Origin of the sequence: Lentzea flaviverrucosa (assembly GCF_003350445.1) — a bacterium.
GTDB classification, from domain to species: Bacteria; Actinomycetota; Actinomycetes; order Mycobacteriales; family Pseudonocardiaceae; genus Lentzea; species Lentzea californiensis.
On the sequence record NZ_QQAU01000015.1, the window covers coordinates 60,665 to 81,993 of the forward strand.

The window sequence follows — 21,329 nt, forward strand, 5'->3', positions numbered from 1 at the left end:
TGCTTCCGTGACCGACCAGGCCGACTTCGCCCTGACCCTGCACCGCGTCGCCGTACCTGATCCGTCCGCGAACGCGTGCTGGTCGCCCTTCTCCGTGGCCAGTGCGCTCGCGCTGGCCCGCGAGGCAGCGCGCGGCGAGACCCGCACGGAACTGGACGGCCTGCTCGGGGACTTCGACGCCTCCGACGCGCTCGACGTCCCCGAACTGGCCGTCGCGAACACGTTGTGGGCCGACGACGACCTGACGATCGACCCCGGCTTCTCCCTCGCCGGCTCGGTGCGGCGCACCGCGTTCTCCGACCCCGCGACGGTCCGCAAGCTCGTCAACACCGACGTCGCCGAGACCACCCGCGGCCTCATCACCGACCTGCTGACGGACCCGCCGCCGCCGGACGCCGCCGCGATCATCGTGAACGCCCTGTACCTCAAGGTCGGCTGGCTCAACGCGTTCTCCGCCTTCGAGACCGCCGCGAAACCGTTCCACGCGCCCGGCGGCGACGTGGACGTGCCGACGATGAAGGTCACCGAGAAGTTCCGCTACGCCCGCCACGACGGCTGGCAGACGATCGTGCTGCCCGCCGACTCCGGCGTCGAGGCCGTGGTCCTGCTGCCGGACGAGTCGCTGGAGCAGCCGCTGAGCCCGTCCGTGCTGACCGCGCAGGACTTCACCCGGCTGGAACTTTCCATGCCCAAAGTGGACGTACGGGCGAAGTTCACCCTCAAGGACACGTTGCGGCAGCAGGGAGTCGAGCGGATGTTCGCGCGCGACGCCGACTTCTCCGGCCTCTCGCCGGACGAGCGGATGTTCGTGGACGACGTCGTGCACGAGGCAGTGCTGCGCCTGGACGAGGAAGGCCTCGAAGGCGCGGCGGCCACCGCCGTCACGTTCCGCACGGTGTCGATGGAGATCCCGGTGGACCCGATCGTCGTGACGGTCGACCGGCCGTTCCTCGTGGCCGTCCGGCACGCGCGGTCCGGTGCGATCTACTTCCTCGCGCAGGTAGCCACTCCGTAATCATTTCCGGCAGCATTCGCCCTGTAGAGCGGGCGTTTCGCACGGCAAGATCATGATCATGGGCTTACCGTTCCACGCATGACCCAGCACGGTGCAGGTGAGCAACTCGTCGTGCTCGCCGCAGCGGGCGCCACCCAGATCACCTGCTTCAGCGGCGTCACCATTCCCGTCCTGCTCAGAACCGAGTGCTACGCGAAGGCGCTGGCCAGGGCCCTGGGGTTCGCGCCGACGCCGGAGCTGCAACGCGACGGCGTGTTACCGCAGTGCGTGTTCTTCATCCACGAGTACGCGCTGCGCACCGTCGTCGGCGGCAACCGGCTGATGGAGGACCAGGTCCTGCACCTGCTGTTCCACGCGCGGTCGATCCGGATCGTGCCGGCCAGCGCGGGCGGGGCGGCGGCGGTCGGGCTCGACTACGCGCTCGTGCAGTACGAGCACGAGCCGCCGCTGGTCTACCTCGCGAACTGGACGCTCGCCAGCGACGCGGCGACCGTCGAACGGGCCGTGGCCATCTTCCAGCGCATGCACGCCGTCGCGCTCGACAACGAGAAGTCGCGCGATGTGCTCATGGAGTACGTGGCCGTTTATGACTGCTAGGCCCTGTCCTGCAAGTCCGTCCGCGATAGTCGCGGCCGAGGGCCCCGGAGGCGGCACCGCCGCAAAGCCCGAATACGCCCGGTATGAGGGCATTGCGGCGGCACCGCCTCCGGGACTCTCGACCGTGACTCTCATCGAACAGACTTGCAGGACAGCGCCTAAGGCGTGTTGCGGCGCAGGAACAGCCGCATGCCGTCCTCCCCGGGCAGCGCGCACAGCAGCAGTTTGACGTTCTGGTGCCGCACCGGAACCGCACACGAGTCGCCTGCCAGCAGCGTTCCCGCCAGCAGGCCGGCCGACTCGTGATCGATGTCCAGCACGAAGTCGTTGCTCATGCAGGGACCCTATGAGTAGACCGGCTCGCGCCCCAGTCACCCAAAGGTGTCACGTTCTGGCGGGCCGCCTCGTCCATGGGGCATGACGAGGATCAAGGGAGTCACCAAGAAGAACACGGGCCTGCTGCTCAAGGCCGTGTACTGGTTCGCGCGGCGCGAGTTCGGGGCGGTGCCGGAGCCCGTCACGGTGATGGCGCACCACCCGAAGCTGCTGATGGCGAGCGGCCGGCACGAGCTGGCGGTCAAGAAGGCGATCCACGGGCCGTTGTTCGAGCTGTGCGTCTACCGCACGGCGGTGAAGCTCGGCTGTTCGTGGTGCGTCGACTTCGGCGCCATGCTGATGAAGCATGGTGGCCTCGACGTCGAGCGCCTCGAGCACATCGACTCCTACGACACGTCGCCGCTGTTCACGGACCTCGAACGCAAGGCGCTCGCCTATGCCGACGCGATGACCGAGACGCCGGTCGCCGTCACCGACGAGCAGGTCGCCGAGCTGGAGGAGCTGCTGGGGCGCAAGGAACTCGTCGCGTTGACCTACCAGATCGCGCTGGAGAACCAGCGGGCCCGGTTCAACAGCGCGTTCGACATCAGGGACCAGGGTTTCACCAGTGGTGACGCCTGCCGCGTGCCGACAAACTAGAGGCGTGGAGAAGATCGCACTGACAGGTGCGCAGGAGACCATGCTCGCCACGCTGTACGGCCGGGCGCTCGACAGCGAGCGCCCCGCGTCCGTGCTGCACGACGACGAGGCCAAGCGCGCCGTGGACCGCATCGACTACGACTTCACCAAGACCGGGATGAACACGACCAGCGCGGTCGGCGTCGCCATCCGGGGCAGGGTGCTCGACGACTGGACGCGCGAGTTCCTGCGGCACAACCCGGCCTGCACGGTGCTGCACCTGGCCTGTGGGCTGGACACCCGCGTGCACCGGATCGAACGCCCGGACACCGTGCGGTGGGTCGACGTCGACATGCCGGACGTCGTCGCGTTGCGGCACAAGCTCTTGCCCGTGCCGCGAGGTGACTACCGGCTCGTGGCGTCCTCGGTCACCGAGGACTGGTGGCTCGCCGAAGTACCCGCGGACAGGCCGGTCGTCGCCGTGTTCGAAGGGCTGTCGATGTACCTCACGCAAGCGGAGGGACATGCGTTGATCAGCAGGATCACCAACCGGTTCGCCGGCGGTGAGCTGCTGTTCGACGTCTACGGCCCGTGGGGGATCAAGCTGCAGAAGCTCGTGCCGGCCGTGCGCAACGCCGGCGCGACCCTGCACTGGGGGGTCGACGATCCGCGCGAGATCGAGGCGCTGCGCCCCGGACTGACCACTGTGGACTCCTGGCGCAGCGTGGACCTGCCGCACCTGGACGCGTTGCCCAGGTCCGGCAGGATCCAGATGAAGGTCGTCAGCGCGATCCCGAAGCTCCGCGACGTCGGGAAGCTGCTGCGAATGCGGTGGTAGTTCAGGTGTCCAGGACGAAGTCGAACTTGGCGGTGTAGCGGTTGCCGACGAGCGGGCCGAGCTCGACCTCGCACTCGCGGTCGAGGTAGGCGTCGCGCCGGTTCAGGTAGGGCATGTTCATCCCGTACGCCCTGAGGTTGTCCGGGAAGAACAGCTGCGTGGTGAGGATCCGGCCACCGCGTGGCTGGGCCTTGACGTGGATGTGCGGTGTGCGGCCGGGGTAGTCCTTGGGCACGATCGTCTCCAGCACGTACGCGCCGGAGGCGTTGGTGAACTGGTGGCCGCGCATCTTGAACGTGGTGTTGTCGTACACGCCCCGGTCGTCCGACTGCCAGAAGTCCAGCAGTGCGTTGGCGATCGGCTGGCACTTCATGGTGTAGACGAACCCGGTGATGCTGAGCACGATCCCGGTGACGCCGGGCGTGCGCAGGTTCGTGCGCTGCGGGGAGTTCCGCTTGAAGTAGGGACCCTCGATGTTCGACGGGGTGTCGTCGTCATCGACGCAGGTCGGGGTCAGGGGAAGGGGCGCGCTGCGCGCCGTGGTGGCGCCGGCGGCGGTCAGTGCGACCACAGCGGCCGCACCGGTCGCCAGGAAGGCCCGGCGTGAGGGGATGTCGTGTTCGGGCATGTTCGGACTCCGGTGGTTGCAACCCGCGGCAGGGGGCTTGGGCTGGACCAGCGGGCCGAACGTTAGCCACGGAACGATCCCGGTTCCAGTTGCGGTCCAGACCAAAACCCCGGTCAGAACGCCACGTGGGTCAGCTTGTCCGGGTTCGCGATGTCGTAGACGGCTTTGACCTTGCCCTCGTGCACGGTGAACGCCGTCACACGCGCCGTCACCTCGCCGTACGCGGGCATGAGCACACCCAGTTCGCCGTTGACGAACATCGGCCGGTGCTCCTCCGGGTAGCCGTACTTGCGCATCAGGCCGAGGAAGAAGCGAGCGACCTTGTCCGCTCCGGAGACCGTGTTGACCGCCGTGCGCACCTTGCCGCCACCGTCGCCGATCATCACCGCGTCGGGGTGCAGCAGTTCGAGCACGCCGTCGATGTCCCCGCTCGCCATGGCCCGCAGGAACTTCTCCAGCACCTCCTGCTGCTCGGCCAGCGCGGCGCGGGGCGGCGGATCGGCGTCCGCGACGGCCTTGCGGGCGCGGGAGGCGTGCTTGCGCGCGGCGGCCTCCGAGACCTGCAGCACGTCGGCGATCTCGTTGAACGGCAAGGAGAACGCGTCGTGCAGCACGAACGCCACGCGCTGGTCCGGTGTGAGCCTGTCGAGCACCACCAGCGCGGCCATCCGCACACCGTCGGACTGCACCACGCTCGCCAGCGGGTCGTCCTCACCGGTCGTGAGCAGCGGCTCGGGCAGCCACGAGCCCACGTACGTCTCGCGGCGCACCGCGGCGGAGCGGAGCCGGTCGAGGCAGATGCGGCTGACCACGGTCGTGAGCCAGCCGCGCGGGTCCTGCACTCCCTCGGCCTTCGCGAACCGCGGCCACGCCTCCTGCACGGCGTCCTCGGCGTCGGCGAAACTGCCGGTCAGCCGGTAGGCGACGCCGATCAGGTGCGTCCGGTGGAGTCCGAAGACGTCGGCGGTGGTCACGGTTGGCAGTTTGCCAGGGGATTAGACTCGGAGGCGTGGCAGGACGCATCAGGGAGAGCGACATCGCATTGGTGCGTGAGCGCAGCCGTATCGACGAGGTCGTCGGTGACCAGGTCTCGCTGAAGCGGGCCGGCGGCGGCGCACTCAAGGGGTTGTGCCCGTTCCACGACGAGAAGTCGCCGTCGTTCAACGTGCGCCCGTCGCACGGCACGTTCCACTGCTTCGGCTGCGGCGAGGGCGGCGACGTGATCGCCTTCGTGATGAAGGTCGAGCACCTGTCGTTCGTGGAGGCCGTCGAGCGGCTCGCGGACCGGGTGGGCATCCAGCTGACCTACGAGGGCGGCGGCGCCACGATCCAGCGCGACCGCGGCACGCGCGGCAGGCTCATCGAGGCGCACAAGGCGGCCGCCGAGTACTACGCGGAACAGCTCGCGACGCCGGACGCGCAGGCGGCGCGGGAGTTCCTGGCCGAGCGCGGCTTCGACGAGGCCGCCGCACGCCAGTTCGGCTGCGGGTTCGCGCCCGGCGGCTGGGACAAGCTGACGAAGCACCTGCTCGGCCGCGGGTTCGAGCTGCAGGAGCTGATCAAGTCGCAGCTCACCAAGGAGGGCCGCCAGGGGCCGATCGACCGGTTCCACCGGCGGTTGCTGTGGCCCATCAAGGAGATCAGCGGCGACGTCGTCGGGTTCGGCGCGCGCCGGATCTTCGACGACGACCCGATCCAGGCGAAGTACCTCAACACCAGCGAGTCGATGATCTACAAGAAGTCGCAGGTGCTGTTCGGGCTCGACCAGGCCAAGCGCGAGATCGCCAAGCGCAAGCAGGCGGTCATCGTCGAGGGCTACACCGACGTGATGGCGATGCACCTGGCCGGCGTGCCGACGGCGGTCGCGTCGTGCGGCACGGCGTTCGGCACGGACCACATGAACGTGCTGCGCAGGCTGCTGATCGACGACGACGTGAACGGCGAGGTCATCTTCACCTTCGACGGCGACGAGGCGGGCCAGAAGGCCGCGCTGAAGGCGTTCGACGGGGAGCAGCACTTCTCCGCGCAGACCTACATCGCGGTCGCGCCGGACGGCATGGACCCGTGCGAGCTGCGGCAGGCCAAGGGCGACGTGGCGGTGCGCGACCTGGTGGCGCGGCGCATCCCGTTGATCGAGTTCGCGATCAAGGCCCAGCTCAAGTCCTACGACCTCGACTCCGTGGACGGCCGCGTCGAGGCGCTGAAGAAGATGGTGCCGTTCGTCGCGCAGATCAAGGACAGGGCCAAGCGCGACGGCTACGCGACGCGACTGGCGTGGTGGGTGGGCTGGGACGACGAGGCGATGGTCGTGCGCCGGGTCCGCCAGGTCTCCGGGGGCAAGGCGCCGGTCGCCACCCAGCGCGCCGACCCGAACCAGATGGCGCTGGGCGTCGAGGTCGACGGCCCGCCCCGGCCGAACCCGCGCGATCCCCGGCTGGTGCCCGAACGCGAGGTGCTCAAGATCGCGCTCCGGCTGCCCGAGTACGCCGGTCCGATGTACGACTCGCTGCCGGACGAGTCCTTCACGGACCCGGCGTACGTGGCGTTGCACCGGGCGATCCGCGAGGCCGGTGGCGCGTCCTGCGGGCTCGAGGGCTCGGCGTACCTGGAGGCGATCTCGCAGGCGTGTTCGCACGCGTCGGTGCGGTCGGTGATGACCGAGCTCGCCGTGGAACCGCTGGCCGTCAAGCAGAACGACGAGTTCCGCTACGTGTCGATGGTCATCGCGCGGTTGCAGGAGGTCCAGGTCGGCAAGCAGGTCGAGGACGTGAAGTCGCGGTTGCGGCGGCTGTCCCCGATCAAGGACGCCGACGAGTACCGGGCGCTGTGGGGCGACCTGGTGGCGCTGGAGGAGTACCGCAAGGCGCTCCTGCAGCAGAGCGCTGGAGTGCTGTAGTGGGCTTGTTCCGACGGTTGTTCGGCAACGGTGCGCCGGACGGCTTCACCGGTTCGCTGGAGAACGACGAGACAGTGATCGCGCACGTGCCCGTGCAGACGGGCGGGCACCTCGTGGTGACGTCGCTCGGGCTGTGGGTGCCGGGTGACGAGCCGCGGCGGATCGGCTGGCACCTGATCAGCAAGGTGAAGTGGGAGGGCGCGCTGCGGGTCGTGGAGGCGGTCGAGGCCTCCGTCGAAGGGCCCGTCGTGCTGCTGGAAGACCTTCCCGCGCAACGGTTCGCGCTGGACGACCCGCGGCGCGTGCTGCGGGCGATCAGCCAGCGCGTCGAGGGGTCGATCCGGGCGCGGGAACGCCTCGAGTCGCCCGGTGTGTGGGTCCTGCAGCGCAAGATCCCGGGCCGTGACGGCGTGGTGTGGCAGGCGCGCGGGGATGCCGGCGTGGGGCTGGAAGCCGTGCGCGAGGCCGTCTCGGGGCTCGCTTCGAAGCTTGCGGGCTAGCAGTACGCGTGTACTGTTAGCCGTATGTGGGATCCGGCGCAGTACCTGGCCTTCGCCGATCACCGGGCGAGGCCGTTCTATGAACTCGTCGGGCGCGTGCGGGCTTCGGAGCCTCGTCGTGTCGTCGACGTGGGCTGCGGGCCCGGCAACCTGACCTCGTCGCTGTCCGAGCGGTGGCCTTCCGCGGTGGTCGAGGCGTTCGACTCGTCCCCGGAGATGGTCGAGGCGGCGCGTGCGGCCGGGGTCGACGCTCGCGTGGACGACGTGACCACGTGGGAACCGTTGCCGGACACCGATGTCGTGGTGTCGAACGCGGTCCTCCAGTGGGTCGCGTCACATCCCTCGATCGTGTCGAAGTGGGTCGGCGTGCTGCCATCCGGGGCGTGGCTCGCGTTCCAGGTCCCCGGCAACTACGCGGACGCCTCGCACCGCCTGATCCGCGAGGTGGCGGGAGAAGGGTTGGCGCACGTCTTCCGTGCGGACAAGCCGGTTCTGAGCCCTGTCGAGTACGCGGACCTGCTCGGCGACTGCGCCGTCGCGGACGCCTGGGAGACCACCTACGTGCAACGGCTGTCCGGCCCGGATCCTGTACTCGAATGGGTGAGCGGCACGGCTTTGCGGCCTGTGCGCGCGGCACTGTCCTCAACGGACTGGGACGCCTATGTGGCGGAACTGGCGCCGCGGCTGCGTGAGGCGTACCCGCAGCGAGCCGACGGCACCACTTGGTTCCCCTTCAGGCGGATCTTCGCGGTCGCCCAGGTGTGAAGCGCGTCACTTCCGGGGCGTCACCGGGGGAGTGGCGATCTTGCCGTTGGTCTCCTCCTGGTGGCGCCAAGGAGCCTTCTCGGCCGCCTTTTCCGCAGCGTCCGTGGCCAGATCCTTGGCCTGAACTGCGGCTTCGAACGCCTTGTCCTTGGCCTGCGCCGCAGTCTTGCGCACCGTCGGGTTGGCGGTGAAGCGGTGCCAGAGGCGCACGATCTGGTCGTAACGCTCCCGTCCGGCCTTCGCGCCGAGCACGTAGCCGATCGCCGCACCCACCAAGATGCCCTTCATGTGGCGTCTCCTCTCGCATCGTGCCTGGTCAGAGCCTGTGTTGCCGCCAAGTGGGGGGTCCTTGAAAAACCCCTTCCGCGGCTCATGTAGAGTTACCCACTGTCAGGAGGAACCAAGCCTGACAGGCGAGAACAACCGAACATTCCCCCATAGCTCAATTGGCAGAGCATGCGACTGTTAATCGCAGGGTTACTGGTTCGAGTCCAGTTGGGGGAGCTTAGCCACTAGGCCCCAGTCATCCGACTGGGGCCTAGTGCTTTGTCCGGCCTTGAGCCAGCTTGGACGGATGGCCGCCCGCTTCGCGAACCTCCGCCGCATCTCCGCGCTCGACCCCGTGGCCGACCACGAGGAGATCATGCGGATCTCCGCCGGCCTGGAGTTCCCGTGGGACTACCAGAAGTCCCTCGAAATGGCGCTCTTCCGCACGTACTGCGTCCCGACGATCTCAGGTCTGCTCGAACGCACCGGGGAGTTCGAACGGCGCCCGCAGAAGCGCTACGACGACACAGCCGTCCTGATGGCCGAACTGGTCGAGCACGGCTACGACTCCCCGCGCGGCCGTGAGGCGCTCCGCGTCGTGAACCGCCAGCACGGCCGCTACGACATCTCGAACGACGACATGCTCTACGTGCTGTCGACGTTCATCTACGACCCGATCGACTGGGTGCGCCGCTACGGCTGGCGTCCGCTGACCCGCAACGAGGAACTGGCCGGGTTCCACTTCTACCGCGCGGTCGGCGCCCGCATGGGCATCCGCGACATCCCGGCCGGCTACGACGAGTTCCTGGCCTTCAAGACGGCCTACGAGCGGGAGCACTTCGTGTTCGCGCCGTCGAACCGCCGCATCGGCCAGTACACGCTGGACCTGTTCTGCTCGTGGTACCCGTCCGTGGCGCGCCCGGTGGTCGCACGGGCCGTGATCGCGATGCTGGACCCGGCGATGGTGCGAGCGTTCGGTTTCACCGCGCCGCCCTCGTGGGTCGGCGCCGCAGGACGGCGTGCGTTGCGCCTCAGGGCTTTCGTGGTGCGCCGGATGCCGGTGCGCAAGGCGCTGAAGCTCACCAGCACCCCCAACCGCACCTACCCGGGCTACCCGCGCGGCTACCGGCCGTCGGACCTGGGCGCGACCTCCAGCACGGCCCGCTGACCGTCGAACACGAAGCCCATCGCCTTCAGGAACTCGTTGCCGGGCTTGAAGTCGTCGAGCCCGACGTGCACGCGCGTGACGTCCGGGAAGCGCTCGGCCAGTGCCTTCGTCATCTCCGTGCCGATGCCCCACCGCCGCAGGTCCTTCGGCACCAGGAAGAACCCGATGCTCGCCTCACCTCGTGCGGGGTGGCCGACCACCAGGTCCACGAACCCGATCATGCCCTGCGCCTGCGCGACCAGCAGGTGCTTCTGCTCGAACGCGGCCCCCTCCGGCAACGCGTAGAAGAGGCTCTGCACGTCACCGGGCCCGGACGGGTGCCCCGTGGCGGCCTGGAACCAGTCGTCGCAGTCGGCGAACAGCGCCAGCACTTCCGGCTCGTCCGCCGGGGTGAAGTCGCGGAGGGTCAAACGCACGCGTCCACCCTATGTGTCGCTCGCCACGGGGGTGTGCAAGGCCCGATCGGGCTGATCGGTATCCTCCATCACGCGGTGTTAGCGGTAGGGGGCGCCGCGGCTGCGAGGGGGCAGTAGCTCAGTTGGTCAGAGCAGCGGACTCATAATCCGTCAGGTCGTGGGTTCGAGCCCCACCTGCCCCACCACTCTCACCGGCATGGACAGTGTTTTTCACGATCTACAAGTGATCGCTTGTCCATGTTGCTGTCCATTGGCAGTGGTCATGACCAGGGCAGACGGCTCCGGAGACCGTCGGACGCGAGGCAGCGTCCGTGTTCGCGGCAGCTCGCTTCAGGTCCGCGTCTTCGCAGGCAAGGACCCGGTTACGGCCACGGACGTCTGTCTCACCGAGTCGGTGAAGGGCACGGACAAAGCTGCCTACAAGGCAGCAGACGAAGTGCAGACGCGGCTACTCGCTGAGGTCGACGCACAGAGGGCCGCCAGCACCCACTGTAAAACCCACCAAATGCGCCGGATCGCGCTCGACACCGAGACGGTCGTGTTGCTCATGGAGCACCGGCAGCGATGTGAAAAACGGTTCGCTGAACCCGGGATCGAGCGGACGGACGACATGTACGTCTTCACCGGCGTGCGGAAGATCGATCCGACCTTGCCCTATTCGCCGCACGCCGTGTCGAGCCACTACAAGGACATGGCGGAGCGGTTGAGGATCAAGACCCACATTCACGCGCTGCTGCACCACTCGGCATCCGACCTGCTCACCGCTGGATCTGAGGACCGTGGCCGGACGACTGGGCCACGGCGGCGGTGGAGCAACGACATTGCGCGTCCACGCGGCCTGGGTTGCCGCATTCGACCGGAAGGCGGCCGAACTGCTCGGCTCCCGCAGCCGGAGCGGAAGCCGAAGAAGTCAGCCGACTGGTGTTGTGTCCATGACGTTGGCCGGGTTGGCGACACCGGTCGGTCACTTCACCACTCAGTAGCATTCCGATGTGGACGAGAACCAGGGCCGCTGGGCCGCGATGGTGGAGCAGAGTCAGTCCGGCCAGGACGCGTACGTCTGGGCGGTGGGCCCGATCCAGCTTGCGGACAGCCGGGAACATGCCAGGGCTGTCGCGGCCGAGCTCGCCAAGACCTATCGGCCGACTCACCCGCGACGGCTGCGGCGCCGGTCGGTGTTCCGGCATGGCGAAGACACCCTGTTCGTTCTGCTGGAGGGCATGAGCAGCAAGTTCCACCTGCGGATCACTGTGGTCCAGCTGGTCGCCGATCTCGACGCCGAAGGTAGGCCGTTCGAGGGCTGAAACGGCGGGCCGTCTTGCCGCGCATCTCACTGCACCCCCTTGTTGCACCCGCTGCCGCCGCTGACCTTCCTGATCGGTCGGCCGACGCACTCGTACTGGTTCTGCCATTCGCCCAGACTGCTGTCCGAACGATCGAACAGCCGAAAACGTCAGCCGCTGCGTCGCCAACCCGGCCAAAAGTTCATGGACACAGCACAAGCGCTGCAGGACGTTTGCGCTGACGCACCGAACCCACCTGAGCCGCCAGCAGCTGTGCACGTTCCATGTGCGCGGATGATGCGTCTTTCTCGCCACTCGAGATGAACGCCTGAGCAAGGTCAACCCGCAGCGTTGTCCCGGCACGCGTAAAGCTGCGGTCGAGCTGCTCCAGCACGTCGGAGAGAACGCCGATCGCTTCGCGTACCCCGAGCCGGGCAACCGTGGCCCAGGTGGTATCGGGTTCGTGATTGCGGACACCGACTGACCGCGATGCGTCCTACTGTGCCTACATGAATGACAAGCAGGCACCAGAACCTGAAGGGCGGAACACCGTCAACGGCTTCGTGATCACGGACCACGCGGCCGATCTCATCGAGTTCCTCCAGCACGTATTCGACGCCGTCGAAGACCCGGAGGCACGAACCCCCGACTATGCCGCTGGCGACGGTTCCCTGATCCACACAGAGGTCAAGATCGGGAACTCCCTCCTGATGGTTCGCGGACAGGAAGGCGGACTGGTCGTTCACCCCTGCATTCACACAGGTGTACGTTTCCGACCCCGTCGCCGTGCTCACCCGAGCAAGCGAGCGGGGAGCGACCGTCATCACGGACGTGTCCCCCTTCTACGGTGGCTACGACATCGCGCGGTTCCGAGACCCGTGGCACAACTTGTGGTGGCTGTTCGCGCCAGCCAAGCCCGGCCGGCCCGCTGAGAACTGGGATGAGGGCGACGGGGACTGGGAAAACGCGGAATCCAACCCGGTGTACACAACACTGGTCGAGGCGATGCGCACATTGACCGATCCGCGGGGCGCCACACCGTCAGCGCCGGAAAGCTGATTGGCGGAAGTCGCTCTCTGCCCGATCTCCTCCCAGGCATCAGGCGGGCCGTGTACGCCGCTCAGAACATGTACAACCGACTCTCACAACGCGTGGACCAATCTGCGGGGTCCCCAACACCAACTTCACGGAATCAACCGTCCAGGGGGACCCTGACACCCTCGCGCAGCAGTTGCGCGCGGGCGTCAGGGCTTAGGGACGGGGCGGGTATCAGGCCCTAGGTGCCTTCCAGGCGCTGAGGAATGGGGTGTCGGTCGGGGTCAGGGCGAAGAGTTCGCCGACGAAGTTCGGGCTGTTGTAGGTGTTCGCGATGGCGGCTAAGCCGGGCAAAGAATCGGCCTCGCGGATCTGCTCGCCGACGCTGGACGGCCCGGTCTGGCGCTGGCCTTGCGAGGGATCTGGGGCAGGCCGGCGAGGCCCATCGGTGCGGGCGAGGTGCGGGCGCTGTGCGAGGACCGCGGGCAAGGCTGTTTGGCATGGATGGCCCGACGGTCCACCACTCTCACCAGCGGGTCCGGCCGTACTCGCGCCAACCCGGCCCACGCCACCCCGCGACCCGCCTAAGGTGCCGGAATGGCGGACGACGGGTTCATAAGCGGGGTCAACCGGGGCCACAACGTGTTCCTGCACCTCTTCGCCGTGGTGGTGATGGCCACCGGACCGATCGTCTACGCGTCCAACGATGGTGGCGCCGTCGGCATCGTGCTCACCGTGGTGCTGCTGCCGCTGGGCGTCGCCGTGTGGCGCGGTATCGCGCGCGCCAAGCGGCGGCTGCTGCGCCTGGACGAGGTGGGTCTGCCCGCGACCGCCGTGGTCCTGTCCATGGAGCCGATCAGCGAGGACGCCACGGTCCGCGTCCGGCTTCTGGTCAAGGGCCCGGACGTGCCCGAGTTCGTGATCGAGCACGACACCAGGTACGACGCGAGCCTGAGGCCGGGGAACAAGCTCGTCGCGTCGGTCGACCCCGACGACCACCGTGACTTCGAGCTGGACTGTTAGGACACCTCGACCAGTCGAAATCGCGTGCGGGCGTGGCTTTTCGGTGGTTACAGTGCGCGGGACAAAGGGGGTGCGGCATGACGAAGCTGAACCAGATCATCGCGGTGGAGAAGAGTGTCAAGGGGGGCACGCTTCGGGACCTCACCGACGCACACCACGGGCTGCAGAAGCCCGCGCTGCTGGCCGGCATCTCCCGGACGTACCAGCCGAAGGACGAGGACGGCGAGGTGCTGCCGCCGGAGTCCACGCGCGTGCAGATCAAGGCCGAGGACGTGCTGCGCAAGACCGCGGCCGTGATGACCCGGCTCTTCGACGTCACGGCTACCAAGGACTGGGCGAACTGCGTCGCGAAGGCCGATGTGGTGGTCGACGGGCAGACGTTGCTCCGCGACGTGCCGGTGTCGTACCTGCTGTTCCTCGAGAAGCAGCTGACCGACCTGCACACGTTCGTGAAGAAGCTGCCGTTGCTGGACGCGGCCGAGGACTGGAACTTCGACGAGTCCGCCGACTACTGGCGCACCGAGCAGGTCCGGACCATCCGCACCAAGAAGGTGCCGCGCAACCACGTCAAGGCCGAGGCGACGGAGAAGCACCCGGCGCAGGTCGAGGTGTACTACGAGGACATCCCGGTGGGGTACTGGACCACGGTGAAGTTCTCCGGTGCGCTGCCCGCGCGGCGGGTGAACGAGCTCGTCGACCGGGTCGAGAAGCTCCAGCACGCGGTGAAGTTCGCGCGCGAGGAGGCCAACGGCCTGGAGATCACCGACCAGCGCGTCGGTGAGGTGGTCTTCGACTACCTGTTCCGCTAGCGTCCACAGACTCCCCCGCTGGAGCGCGGGGGTGCGCTCCCTCCAGGGAGCGTGAAAGCTGAAACTGAAACGTCAGCCTGAACCACTCGGTCACCAGTGGAGGTTCGAATCCTCCTCCCGGCACCACCGCGCCGGGGTAGCCCAATCGGTAGAGGCAAGCCGGGATCACACTCAGACTCTCGCTCCAGGCTCAGCATTTCCGCCGAACGCCAGATCACCCGAGACCGGACAAGACTCGCCGAGGTGCAGGTTCGAATCCTGCTGGCCGCTCCACTTCATGCGGCCGTAGCTCAACGGAAGAGCGCGGCGACCTAAGGACTGATCCGACTCTTAAACGTCGCTGGTGTGCGCAAATGGGCGGCAAAACGGGGCCCTGGACTGGACATGTCCGGGGCCCCACCCGCGTTTCTGGGGAGTTCCCCCTACGCGCGCAGGCCTTCCACGTAGATCGACAGGAAGCGCCGCCACTCGCCGGGCGAGTCGCGGATCACCTGGGCCATCGCCCTGGTCAGCGTGGCGAGGTCGGTGATCGAGTAGTCGGCGCGCAGCACGCCCGCCGCCAGGGCTCGGTCGATCAGGATTCCCGCGTGGCCGGCTCCGCGGTGGCACGCCGAGACGACCTCGGGGGCGTTCGGCAGGTCACGGGCCAGCACGTCGTTGAGGCCCCGGTCCTCCGCCTGCAACGCGTAGAGGTCGTCGAGGTAGCCGGCGAAGGCCTGCCACGGGTCCTGTTCGGCCAGGGCCTTGTCGCCGATGACGTCCAGGGCGGCCAGGCGCTGCGGGAAGATCTTCGCCACGAAGTCCTCGCGGGTCGGGAAGTGCTTGTACAGCGTGCCGATGCTGACCTCGGCCCTGCGGGCGATGTGTTCCAGGGGCACGTCGAGGCCGCGTTCCGCGAACAGTTCCGTGGCCGCTACCAGCAGCTTGTCCCGGTTGCGTGCCGCGTCCGCACGCAGGGGCCTCGATGCGGTGACCATGGGCGGATCCTACTCGGGCGTTAAGTCGAGGGTGCCCTCGAATTCTGTGGTAGCGTCGGCGAGCGTAAGTCGAGGGTTGCCTCGAATTAACGTTCGGAAGGACGAAACCCATGTCTCCCACCGCTGTTGTGCTCGGGGTCGGTCCCGGGCTCGGCATGTCCATCGCGCACCGGTTCGGGCGTGAGGGCTACGACGTCGTGCTGCTCTCGCGGCGCGGTGACCGGCACGGTGAGTACCTGAAGTCCCTCGCTGACGCGGGCGTGCAGGCGCGGGCGTTCGCCGTCGACGTCCGTGACCACGAGCGGTTGCTGTCCATTTTGGACGAGATCGGGCCGGTGGACGTCGTGTACTACGGACCCGGTGCCACCGATCTGAGCGACGTGCCCGGTGAGATCACGACGACCACGTCCGACGACGCGCGTGCCGCCATGAACTGGCTCTACCCGGCCGTCGACGTGGTCCAGCACGTGCTGCCCGGGGTGGTCGAGCGCGGGGGTGGCCTGCTGTTCGCCGGTGGGCTGAGCGCGGTGCGGCCGATGCCGGTGCTCGGTGCGCTGGCGCTGTCGAGTGCCGCGTTGCGCAACTACGCGGTGACGCTGAACGCGGCGTTGGCCGAGAAGGGCGTGTACGCGGGCACGCTCACCATCGGTGGCGTGGTCGAGCGCGGCGACATCCACCAGACGGTGAAGTCGATGCCGGAACGGTTCGGCTCCCTGGCCGGGCACACCCTGGACCCGGACGACATCGCGGAGACCGCGTGGCAGATGTTCGTGAAGCGGGACCGCGCGGAGGAGGTGTTCTCGGCGCTCTAGAGGTACGAACCGGGGGTGTGGCCGAGCGAGCGGCGGAAGACGTCGATGAACGCGCTCGCGGTGGCGAACCCGCACTGCAGGGCGACGGCGGTGACGGGCTGGCCCTCGGCGAGCAGGCGCAGGGCGTGGTAGAGCCGCAGTTGCGTGCGCCACTGGGGGAAGGTCATGCCCATCTCGTCGCGGAACAGCCTGGTCAGCGTCCTGCCGCTGGCGCCTGCCTCACGGCCGAGCGCTTCGAGACCGCGGGTGTCCGAGGGGTCGGTCTCGAGCGTCGCGCAGACCGCCGCGAGCCTGGGGTCGTGGGCGGCGGGGACGCGCACCGGTCGTTCGGACGCGGTGGCCAACTGGTCGAGCAGCACCGAGCGCATTCGTTTGCTCGCAGGGGTTTCTCGGTCGGCGAGCTCTGTGTAGGTGATGAGCAGTTCACGCAGCAGAGGGGAAACGGTGAGTGCCGTCGGCTCGTGGAGCTTCAACGGGTTCTGTGTGAGTCCGAGGAAATGCAGCCGTGTGACGCCGTACGCGCGATGTGAGTGCACGGCGCCGGACGGGATCCACAACGCACGGTGCGCGGGCGCGATCCAGCGCGATGTCTCCGTGTGCACGGCCACGACACCACGGCTGGCGTAGACGATCTGGTGTTCGTCGTGCCAATGCGCGGTGACACCACTGGCGGCCGCCAGGTCGCGGCTCGTGGTCGGCGCCGCCGGCAGATGGCGAGAAATCGACATACATCGGCAGAATATCGGAATCGCGAACGCGCTGGCGGGCACGACGATCAGTGCGTGGACAACTCCCGCCGTCGCATGTCGGTCCTGGTCGCCGGGCACGCGGTGAACGACCTCTACCAGGGTGCCGTGCCGGCCGTCGTGCCGTTCCTGGTGCTCGAACGCGACTACAGCTACGTCGCGGCGGCCGGCATCACGGTCGCCGCGACGCTGCTGTCGTCGGTCGTGCAGCCGTTGTTCGGGGTGCTGACAGACCGGCGTCCCATGCCGTGGCTGGTGCCTCTCGGCATGATTCTCGCCGGTGCGGGCATCGGTCTGTCCGGGCTGAGCGACTCGTACCTGGTGACGTGGCTCGCGATCGCGTTGTCGGGTCTCGGCGTCGCCGCGTACCACCCCGAAGCCGCCCGACTCGCGCGTCGCGTCGCGCAGGACAGCCACGTCGGCATGAGCTGGTTCGCGGTGGGCGGCAACGTCGGGTTCGCCCTGGGCCCCGTGCTCGTCACACCGGTGCTGGCGTTCGGCGGGCTCGCGTGGAGTCCGTTGCTCGCGGTGCCCGCGCTGGTGGGAGGCCTGTTGACGACGGTGGCGCTGCGCGGGGTGCACGGCGCCGACGCAGCGAACCAGGCATCGGCGGGCCGTGACGACTGGGGTCAGTTCAGCAGGCTGACGGTGGTGATCGTCGCGCGGTCGATGGTGACGTTCGGGCTCGGCACGTTCCTCGCGATCTGGGTGACCGGCCGCGTCGGCGGCGGCCCGGCGGCCGGAGCGGCGGCGCTGGTCGTGCTGTTCGGAGTTGGTGCCGCGAGCACGTTGCTCGGCGGCGTGCTGGCCGGACGGTTCGGGCGCGTGCGTGTTCTTCAGGTGTCTTATGCGGCCGCGGTACCCGCGGTCGCCGGAGTCGCGTTGGTGCCCGGTCCGGCCGTGTACCTGATGGTGGCGCTCACGGCCGTGGCGCTGTACGTGCCGTTCTCGCTGCACGTCACCCTCGGCCAGGACTACCTGCCCAACCGCCTTGGCACCGCCGGTGGCGTCACGCTCGGCCTCGCGGTCAGCATCGGTGGCCTGGGATCTCCGGTCGTCGGTGCCATCGCCGGCGTGTGGAACCTCCAGTGGGGCCTGCTGTCTCTCGTGGTGCTGCCCATCGTCGCGTGGGTGGCAGCACGCGGTCTGCGCTCACCCGTGCGCGTCTAGCTCCATGCGGGCTCTAGCTCGTTTGACTACCGTGGAGCGCGTGCGAGTGGCGACCTGGAACGTGAACTCCGTCAAGCAACGCGTGCCCCGCCTGCTGCCGTGGCTGGACCAACGGCAGCCGGACGTCGTGTGCCTGCAGGAGACCAAGCTGGCCGACGACGCCTTCACCACGCTGCTGGGCGACTCCCTGAAGGAACGCGGCTACGAGTTCGCCCTGTTCGGCGAAACGCAGTGGAACGGCGTGGCCATCCTCTCCCGCGTGGGCCTGGACGACGTCGCGGTGGGCGTGGCCGGCGCACCGGGTTTCCCCCACGTGGAGGCCCGTGCCGTAGCCGCGACGTGCGGCGGTGTGCGCGTCCACTCGCTGTACGTGCCGAACGGCCGTGAGCCGGAGTCGGACCACTACAAGTACAAGCTGGAGTGGCTGGCAGCACTGCGCGACGTGCTGGAGGCGGGCCCTTCGGACGCGCTGGTGTGCGGCGACATCAACATCGCGCCGACCGACGCCGACCTGTTCGACCCCGAGGCCTACATCGGCCACACCCACGTCACCGAGCCCGAACGCGCCGCGTTGCAGGCCATCAAAGCGTTGGGGTTCCACGACGTCGTGCGCGACCGGTGGCCCACCGAGCGCATCTTCAGCTACTGGGACTACCGGGCCGGCATGTTCCACCGCGACCTCGGCATGCGGATCGACCTGATCCTCGCGTCCAGCTCCGTCGCACCGCGGGCCAAGGCCGCGTGGATCGACCGGCAGGCGCGCAAGGGGACCGGGCCCAGCGATCACGCGCCGGTGATCGTGGACCTGGACGAGGCCCCTGACGGGGACATCGGGCCCGTGGTGCCGCCGCCTTCGTCGCCGGGTGCGAAGAAGAAGGTCAAGCTCCCGCAGGCGAAGTGACCGTCACAGGTTGCCTGGCCGCAGCGTCACGGTGAACGCCGCCCCGCCCTCCGCCGCCGGTCCGGCCACGATCGTCCCGCCCATCCGCGTCACCAGGCCGTGCACCAGTGCGAGCCCCACGCCGGTCCCGACCGGGCGCGACTCCTGGTACCGCGCGTGCAGCACGCCGCGGTCGAACGCCACGGGGTAGTCCTCGGAGGCCAGGCCGGGGCCGCCGTCGCGCACCTCCAGCACGGAGGACAGGGCGAGCACGACCGGCCGGTCGGCCGGGGTGACGCGCAGGGCGTTCTCCAGCAGGCCGTCGATGACCTGGCGCAGGCGGCGCGCGTCCGCCCACACCACCGGTGAGGACGAGACCCCCAGCACGAACCGCACTCCGCGGGCGTGGCAGCGGGCGTGCCACACCTCGGCTGCCGAGCGGACCACCGGTTCCAGGGAGATCGCCGCCATGTCCAGGCGGAAGTCGTCCGCGCCCAGGCGGGCCAGGTCCAGGAGGTCGGTGACCAGGCGGTCCAGGCGGCGGGACTCCTCCAGGATCACGGTGCCCACCGGGGCCACCTGTGCGCCGGAGACCACGCCGTCCGCCAGGGATTCGGCGAAGCCCGTGACGGCGGTCAGGGGTGTGCGCAGTTCGTGGGAGACGGAAAGCAGGAAGTCGCGCTGGCGGGATTCACTGCGTTGCAACGCGTCCGCCAGGGAGTTCACCGCCTGGCTCACCTCGGCCAGTTCGTGAGGGCCGGAGACGGGAACGCGGAGGTCTCGGCGGCCCGCGCTCATCGAGTGGGCGACCGAGGCGACCCGGCGCAGCGGGCGCGCCAGGAAGGTGCCTAGGGCCAGCCCTGCCAGACAGGCGACGGCCAGGCCTATGCCCAGGGCGCCGAGGACGTTGCGCACCAGTTTGCGGTAGGTGCCGCTGGTCTCGGTCTCCTGCACCAGTGCGAAACCGCCCGCCCCCGACGGACGGGCTTCCACGTTCAGACGGCCGCTCACGCCGGACACGGCAGAACCCGACAGCACCCCGCGGTAGTCGACCGCACGGACCGCACGGACGGCGGCGCGGTCGGTGCCGGTGACGTCGCCGGACGCGGTGATCCGGACGATCGCGATGTCCTGGCCCTCCAGGATCTGCTCGACGCGGTTGTTCGAGATCTGGCCCGCCACCACGTCTGCCTGGGAGCGCAGGAACTCGCGGCTCACCTGCTGCGAGGTCGAGAGCACCAGGCGGATCGACACGAAGCCCGCCACGGTCACGGCCACGAACGCGACTCCGAGGCACAGCAACGCGATCCTGCCAGCGAGGTTCACGACGCGTCCGCCGAGTAGCCGACGCCACGCACCGTCCGAATTGGACTGAGCGGACCGAACTTGGCGCGTAGCTGGGCCACGTGGACGTCGACCGTTCGTGTACCGGCCACGGACGAATACCCCCACACGGCAGAGAGAAGTTGCTCGCGCGAGAACACCTGGCGCGGGTTTCTCATCAGGTGCGAAAGCAGTCCGAACTCCGTCGAGGTCAAGGAGACCTCCGTGGCACCGGCGAACGCGCGCCGTTCGCCGACATCGAGTCGTACGGAACCCACCTGCAGAACGTCCGGCACGGTGCCGGACGAACGACGCAGCACCGTTCGCACGCGCAGGGCCAGTTCGCGCGGGCTGAAGGGCTTGGTGATGTAGTCGTCGGCGCCCAGTTCCAACCCGAGCAAGCGGTCCACCTCGTCGTCACGGGCCGTCACGAACAGGACCGGCGTCCAGTCGCCGGCCGCGCGCAGGGCCCGGCAGACCTCGATGCCGTTCAGCACCGGCAGGCCGACGTCCAGCACCACCGCCACAGGCGAGAGCGAGCGGACCGCGGCCAGTGCCGCGTCCCCCGAGGACTCCAGGTGCACGCCGAAGCCGTCGCGCCGCAGGTACAGCGCCATCAACTCGGCGATCGCCGGTTCGTCCTCCACGACGAGCACCAGGCCACGTTCCACGCGTTCACCCCGGCTGGTTGATGTCCGACTCGATGCTGTTCAGCGTTGATTCCACATCATCGAGGTCCGGCGCCGGCTCCTCGCCCCGGCACGCCGTCAGGGCGAACAGCAGAACGACCGCGGCGGCCCACCTCACTTCGACCCGCAGTGCTCGGACTTGAACTTGGCGACGCGCTCGCCGGACTTCGCCAGCTTCACGAGCTGCGCGTCCCGCAGCTTCAGCCGCGCGTCGAGCACGTCCGCACGCGCCGTGTTGCCGGCCTTGCGGGCGTCCGCGGCCTTCTGCTCGATCCACTTCTTCGAGCCGAGCGTCTCCGCACCGCCGTTGATCCTGTCGGTCAGCGCCTTGACCTTGGCCTCGACGCGCGGGACGCGGTTCGAGCAGATCTGCTGCACCTTCTCCGGGCTGATCGTGATCGGTTCCTGCGCCGACGCGGTTCCCGCGCCCAGCAGCAGCATTCCGGCCACGAGCCCACCGATTCGCGAAATGTTCATGGCACAGAACGATGACCGGCCATGGTCAGGACGAGGTCCGCCGAATGTTCGGGTTCTGCAA

Annotated in this window: 26 protein-coding genes and 2 tRNA genes; 17 read left to right on the plus strand and 11 right to left on the minus strand. The window is 68.6% G+C overall.

Features of this window, described 5'->3' with window-relative positions; genetic code table 11:
* The first annotated feature begins 7 nt into the window (after nt 1-7).
* Together DFR72_RS35570 and DFR72_RS35575 are read left to right on the plus strand one after the other, a co-directional pair.
* Nucleotides 8-1,015 (plus strand): serpin family protein, encoded by a 1,008-nt coding sequence (locus tag DFR72_RS35570; protein WP_090070671.1) that lies wholly within the window; start codon nt 8-10, stop codon nt 1,013-1,015.
* A gap of 78 nt (nt 1,016-1,093) precedes the next feature.
* Nucleotides 1,094-1,612: a Scr1 family TA system antitoxin-like transcriptional regulator gene (locus tag DFR72_RS35575; RefSeq protein WP_090070673.1), complete on the plus strand. Its 519-nt coding sequence runs from the start codon at nt 1,094-1,096 to the stop codon at nt 1,610-1,612.
* A gap of 158 nt (nt 1,613-1,770) precedes the next feature.
* Here DFR72_RS35575 and DFR72_RS45935 read toward each other — a convergent pair whose 3' ends face one another.
* Nucleotides 1,771-1,947: a hypothetical protein gene (locus tag DFR72_RS45935; RefSeq protein ID WP_157512840.1), complete on the minus strand. Its 177-nt coding sequence runs from the start codon at nt 1,945-1,947 to the stop codon at nt 1,771-1,773.
* 82 nt (nt 1,948-2,029) lie between these two features.
* On the opposite strand from DFR72_RS45935, the gene DFR72_RS35580 reads away from it, so the two are divergent.
* Nucleotides 2,030-2,587, plus strand: coding sequence for a carboxymuconolactone decarboxylase family protein (locus tag DFR72_RS35580; protein WP_090070675.1), 558 nt, complete (start codon nt 2,030-2,032; stop codon nt 2,585-2,587).
* A gap of 4 nt (nt 2,588-2,591) precedes the next feature.
* Nucleotides 2,592-3,404 carry a class I SAM-dependent methyltransferase gene (locus DFR72_RS35585; protein WP_245983769.1) on the plus strand — a complete coding sequence of 271 codons (813 nt, stop codon included), beginning with the start codon at nt 2,592-2,594 and terminating at the stop codon, nt 3,402-3,404.
* Nucleotide 3,405: 1 nt separating this feature from the next.
* On the opposite strand, the gene DFR72_RS35590 is transcribed toward DFR72_RS35585, so the two are convergent.
* Together DFR72_RS35590 and DFR72_RS35595 are read right to left on the minus strand one after the other, a co-directional pair.
* On the minus strand, nt 3,406-4,032 hold the full coding sequence (locus DFR72_RS35590; protein ID WP_090070677.1) for a dioxygenase family protein: 627 nt from the start codon (nt 4,030-4,032) through the stop codon (nt 3,406-3,408).
* 113 nt (nt 4,033-4,145) lie between these two features.
* Complete coding sequence (locus DFR72_RS35595; protein ID WP_090070679.1) at nt 4,146-5,015, minus strand: sigma-70 family RNA polymerase sigma factor; 870 nt, start codon at nt 5,013-5,015, stop codon at nt 4,146-4,148.
* Nucleotides 5,016-5,041: 26 nt separating this feature from the next.
* Here DFR72_RS35595 and dnaG point away from each other — a divergent pair, with 26 nt between their 5' ends.
* Genes dnaG through DFR72_RS35610 form a run of 3 tightly spaced genes read left to right on the plus strand, consistent with a single transcriptional unit; the run spans nt 5,042 to nt 8,193 of the window.
* On the plus strand, nt 5,042-6,928 hold the full coding sequence (gene dnaG, locus DFR72_RS35600) for a DNA primase (protein WP_090070681.1): 1,887 nt from the start codon (nt 5,042-5,044) through the stop codon (nt 6,926-6,928).
* Nucleotides 6,928-7,428: a hypothetical protein gene (locus DFR72_RS35605; protein WP_090070682.1), complete on the plus strand. Its 501-nt coding sequence runs from the start codon at nt 6,928-6,930 to the stop codon at nt 7,426-7,428. Before dnaG ends, DFR72_RS35605 begins: the two co-directional genes overlap by 1 nt.
* A gap of 24 nt (nt 7,429-7,452) precedes the next feature.
* Complete coding sequence (locus DFR72_RS35610; protein WP_090070684.1) at nt 7,453-8,193, plus strand: trans-aconitate 2-methyltransferase; 741 nt, start codon at nt 7,453-7,455, stop codon at nt 8,191-8,193.
* 6 nt (nt 8,194-8,199) lie between these two features.
* Here DFR72_RS35610 and DFR72_RS35615 read toward each other — a convergent pair whose 3' ends face one another.
* The gene (locus DFR72_RS35615) at nt 8,200-8,481 is read right to left on the minus strand and encodes a YtxH domain-containing protein (RefSeq protein WP_090070686.1); all 282 of its coding nucleotides are present in this window, start codon (nt 8,479-8,481) and stop codon (nt 8,200-8,202) included.
* Between the two features lie 143 nt (nt 8,482-8,624).
* On the opposite strand from DFR72_RS35615, the gene DFR72_RS35620 reads away from it, so the two are divergent.
* Nucleotides 8,625-8,697: transfer RNA gene (locus DFR72_RS35620), tRNA-Asn, on the plus strand.
* Nucleotides 8,698-8,767: 70 nt separating this feature from the next.
* On the plus strand, nt 8,768-9,628 hold the full coding sequence (locus DFR72_RS35625) for an oxygenase MpaB family protein (RefSeq protein ID WP_090070688.1): 861 nt from the start codon (nt 8,768-8,770) through the stop codon (nt 9,626-9,628).
* Here DFR72_RS35625 and DFR72_RS35630 read toward each other — a convergent pair.
* Entirely contained in the window at nt 9,583-10,044 is a 462-nt protein-coding gene (locus tag DFR72_RS35630) for a GNAT family N-acetyltransferase (RefSeq protein WP_090070690.1), read from the minus strand. The two genes, DFR72_RS35625 and DFR72_RS35630, sit on opposite strands and share 46 nt — an antisense overlap.
* A 107-nt stretch (nt 10,045-10,151) precedes the next feature.
* Between DFR72_RS35630 and DFR72_RS35635 the strand changes: the two genes are divergently transcribed.
* From DFR72_RS35635 to DFR72_RS35665, 5 genes are all read left to right on the plus strand, one after another.
* Nucleotides 10,152-10,229, plus strand: a tRNA-Ile gene (locus DFR72_RS35635).
* 807 nt (nt 10,230-11,036) lie between these two features.
* Nucleotides 11,037-11,348 (plus strand): hypothetical protein, encoded by a 312-nt coding sequence (locus DFR72_RS35645; RefSeq protein ID WP_090070693.1) that lies wholly within the window; start codon nt 11,037-11,039, stop codon nt 11,346-11,348.
* A 741-nt stretch (nt 11,349-12,089) separates the two neighbouring features.
* A complete protein-coding gene (locus DFR72_RS46505) occupies nt 12,090-12,386 on the plus strand; it encodes a VOC family protein (RefSeq protein ID WP_211335645.1) in 297 nt (98 codons plus the stop codon).
* Between the two features lie 573 nt (nt 12,387-12,959).
* Nucleotides 12,960-13,385, plus strand: coding sequence for a hypothetical protein (locus DFR72_RS35660; protein ID WP_090070697.1), 426 nt, complete (start codon nt 12,960-12,962; stop codon nt 13,383-13,385).
* Between the two features lie 77 nt (nt 13,386-13,462).
* A complete protein-coding gene (locus tag DFR72_RS35665; protein ID WP_030474457.1) occupies nt 13,463-14,194 on the plus strand; it encodes a DUF7873 family protein in 732 nt (243 codons plus the stop codon).
* A 422-nt stretch (nt 14,195-14,616) separates the two neighbouring features.
* On the opposite strand, the gene DFR72_RS35670 is transcribed toward DFR72_RS35665, so the two are convergent.
* Nucleotides 14,617-15,171 (minus strand): TetR/AcrR family transcriptional regulator, encoded by a 555-nt coding sequence (locus tag DFR72_RS35670; protein ID WP_090070700.1) that lies wholly within the window; start codon nt 15,169-15,171, stop codon nt 14,617-14,619.
* 110 nt (nt 15,172-15,281) lie between these two features.
* Here DFR72_RS35670 and DFR72_RS35675 point away from each other — a divergent pair, with 110 nt between their 5' ends.
* A complete protein-coding gene (locus DFR72_RS35675) occupies nt 15,282-15,983 on the plus strand; it encodes an SDR family NAD(P)-dependent oxidoreductase (protein WP_090070702.1) in 702 nt (233 codons plus the stop codon).
* On the opposite strand, the gene DFR72_RS35680 is transcribed toward DFR72_RS35675, so the two are convergent.
* Nucleotides 15,980-16,711 carry an AraC family transcriptional regulator gene (locus DFR72_RS35680; RefSeq protein WP_090070704.1) on the minus strand — a complete coding sequence of 244 codons (732 nt, stop codon included), beginning with the start codon at nt 16,709-16,711 and terminating at the stop codon, nt 15,980-15,982. The genes DFR72_RS35675 and DFR72_RS35680 overlap by 4 nt on opposite strands.
* A 54-nt stretch (nt 16,712-16,765) precedes the next feature.
* Here DFR72_RS35680 and DFR72_RS35685 point away from each other — a divergent pair, with 54 nt between their 5' ends.
* Nucleotides 16,766-17,899 (plus strand): MFS transporter, encoded by a 1,134-nt coding sequence (locus DFR72_RS35685; RefSeq protein ID WP_245983771.1) that lies wholly within the window; start codon nt 16,766-16,768, stop codon nt 17,897-17,899.
* 31 nt (nt 17,900-17,930) lie between these two features.
* Entirely contained in the window at nt 17,931-18,800 is an 870-nt protein-coding gene (locus DFR72_RS35690; RefSeq protein WP_245983772.1) for an exodeoxyribonuclease III, read from the plus strand.
* A 3-nt stretch (nt 18,801-18,803) separates the two neighbouring features.
* Here the strand turns inward: DFR72_RS35690 and DFR72_RS35695 are convergent, their stop codons facing one another.
* From DFR72_RS35695 to DFR72_RS35705, 4 genes are read right to left on the minus strand one after another with little or no spacing between them, the layout of a single operon-like run.
* A complete protein-coding gene (locus DFR72_RS35695; RefSeq protein ID WP_090070710.1) occupies nt 18,804-20,105 on the minus strand; it encodes a HAMP domain-containing sensor histidine kinase in 1,302 nt (433 codons plus the stop codon).
* Nucleotides 20,102-20,773, minus strand: coding sequence for a response regulator transcription factor (locus DFR72_RS35700; RefSeq protein WP_256239597.1), 672 nt, complete (start codon nt 20,771-20,773; stop codon nt 20,102-20,104). Before DFR72_RS35700 ends, DFR72_RS35695 begins: the two co-directional genes overlap by 4 nt.
* Before the next feature lie 4 nt (nt 20,774-20,777).
* Complete coding sequence (locus DFR72_RS47590; RefSeq protein ID WP_256239599.1) at nt 20,778-20,909, minus strand: hypothetical protein; 132 nt, start codon at nt 20,907-20,909, stop codon at nt 20,778-20,780.
* Nucleotides 20,906-21,268 carry a hypothetical protein gene (locus DFR72_RS35705; protein ID WP_143086913.1) on the minus strand — a complete coding sequence of 121 codons (363 nt, stop codon included), beginning with the start codon at nt 21,266-21,268 and terminating at the stop codon, nt 20,906-20,908. The genes DFR72_RS47590 and DFR72_RS35705 overlap by 4 nt, the downstream gene beginning before the upstream one ends.
* Nucleotides 21,269-21,329 lie beyond the last annotated feature (61 nt).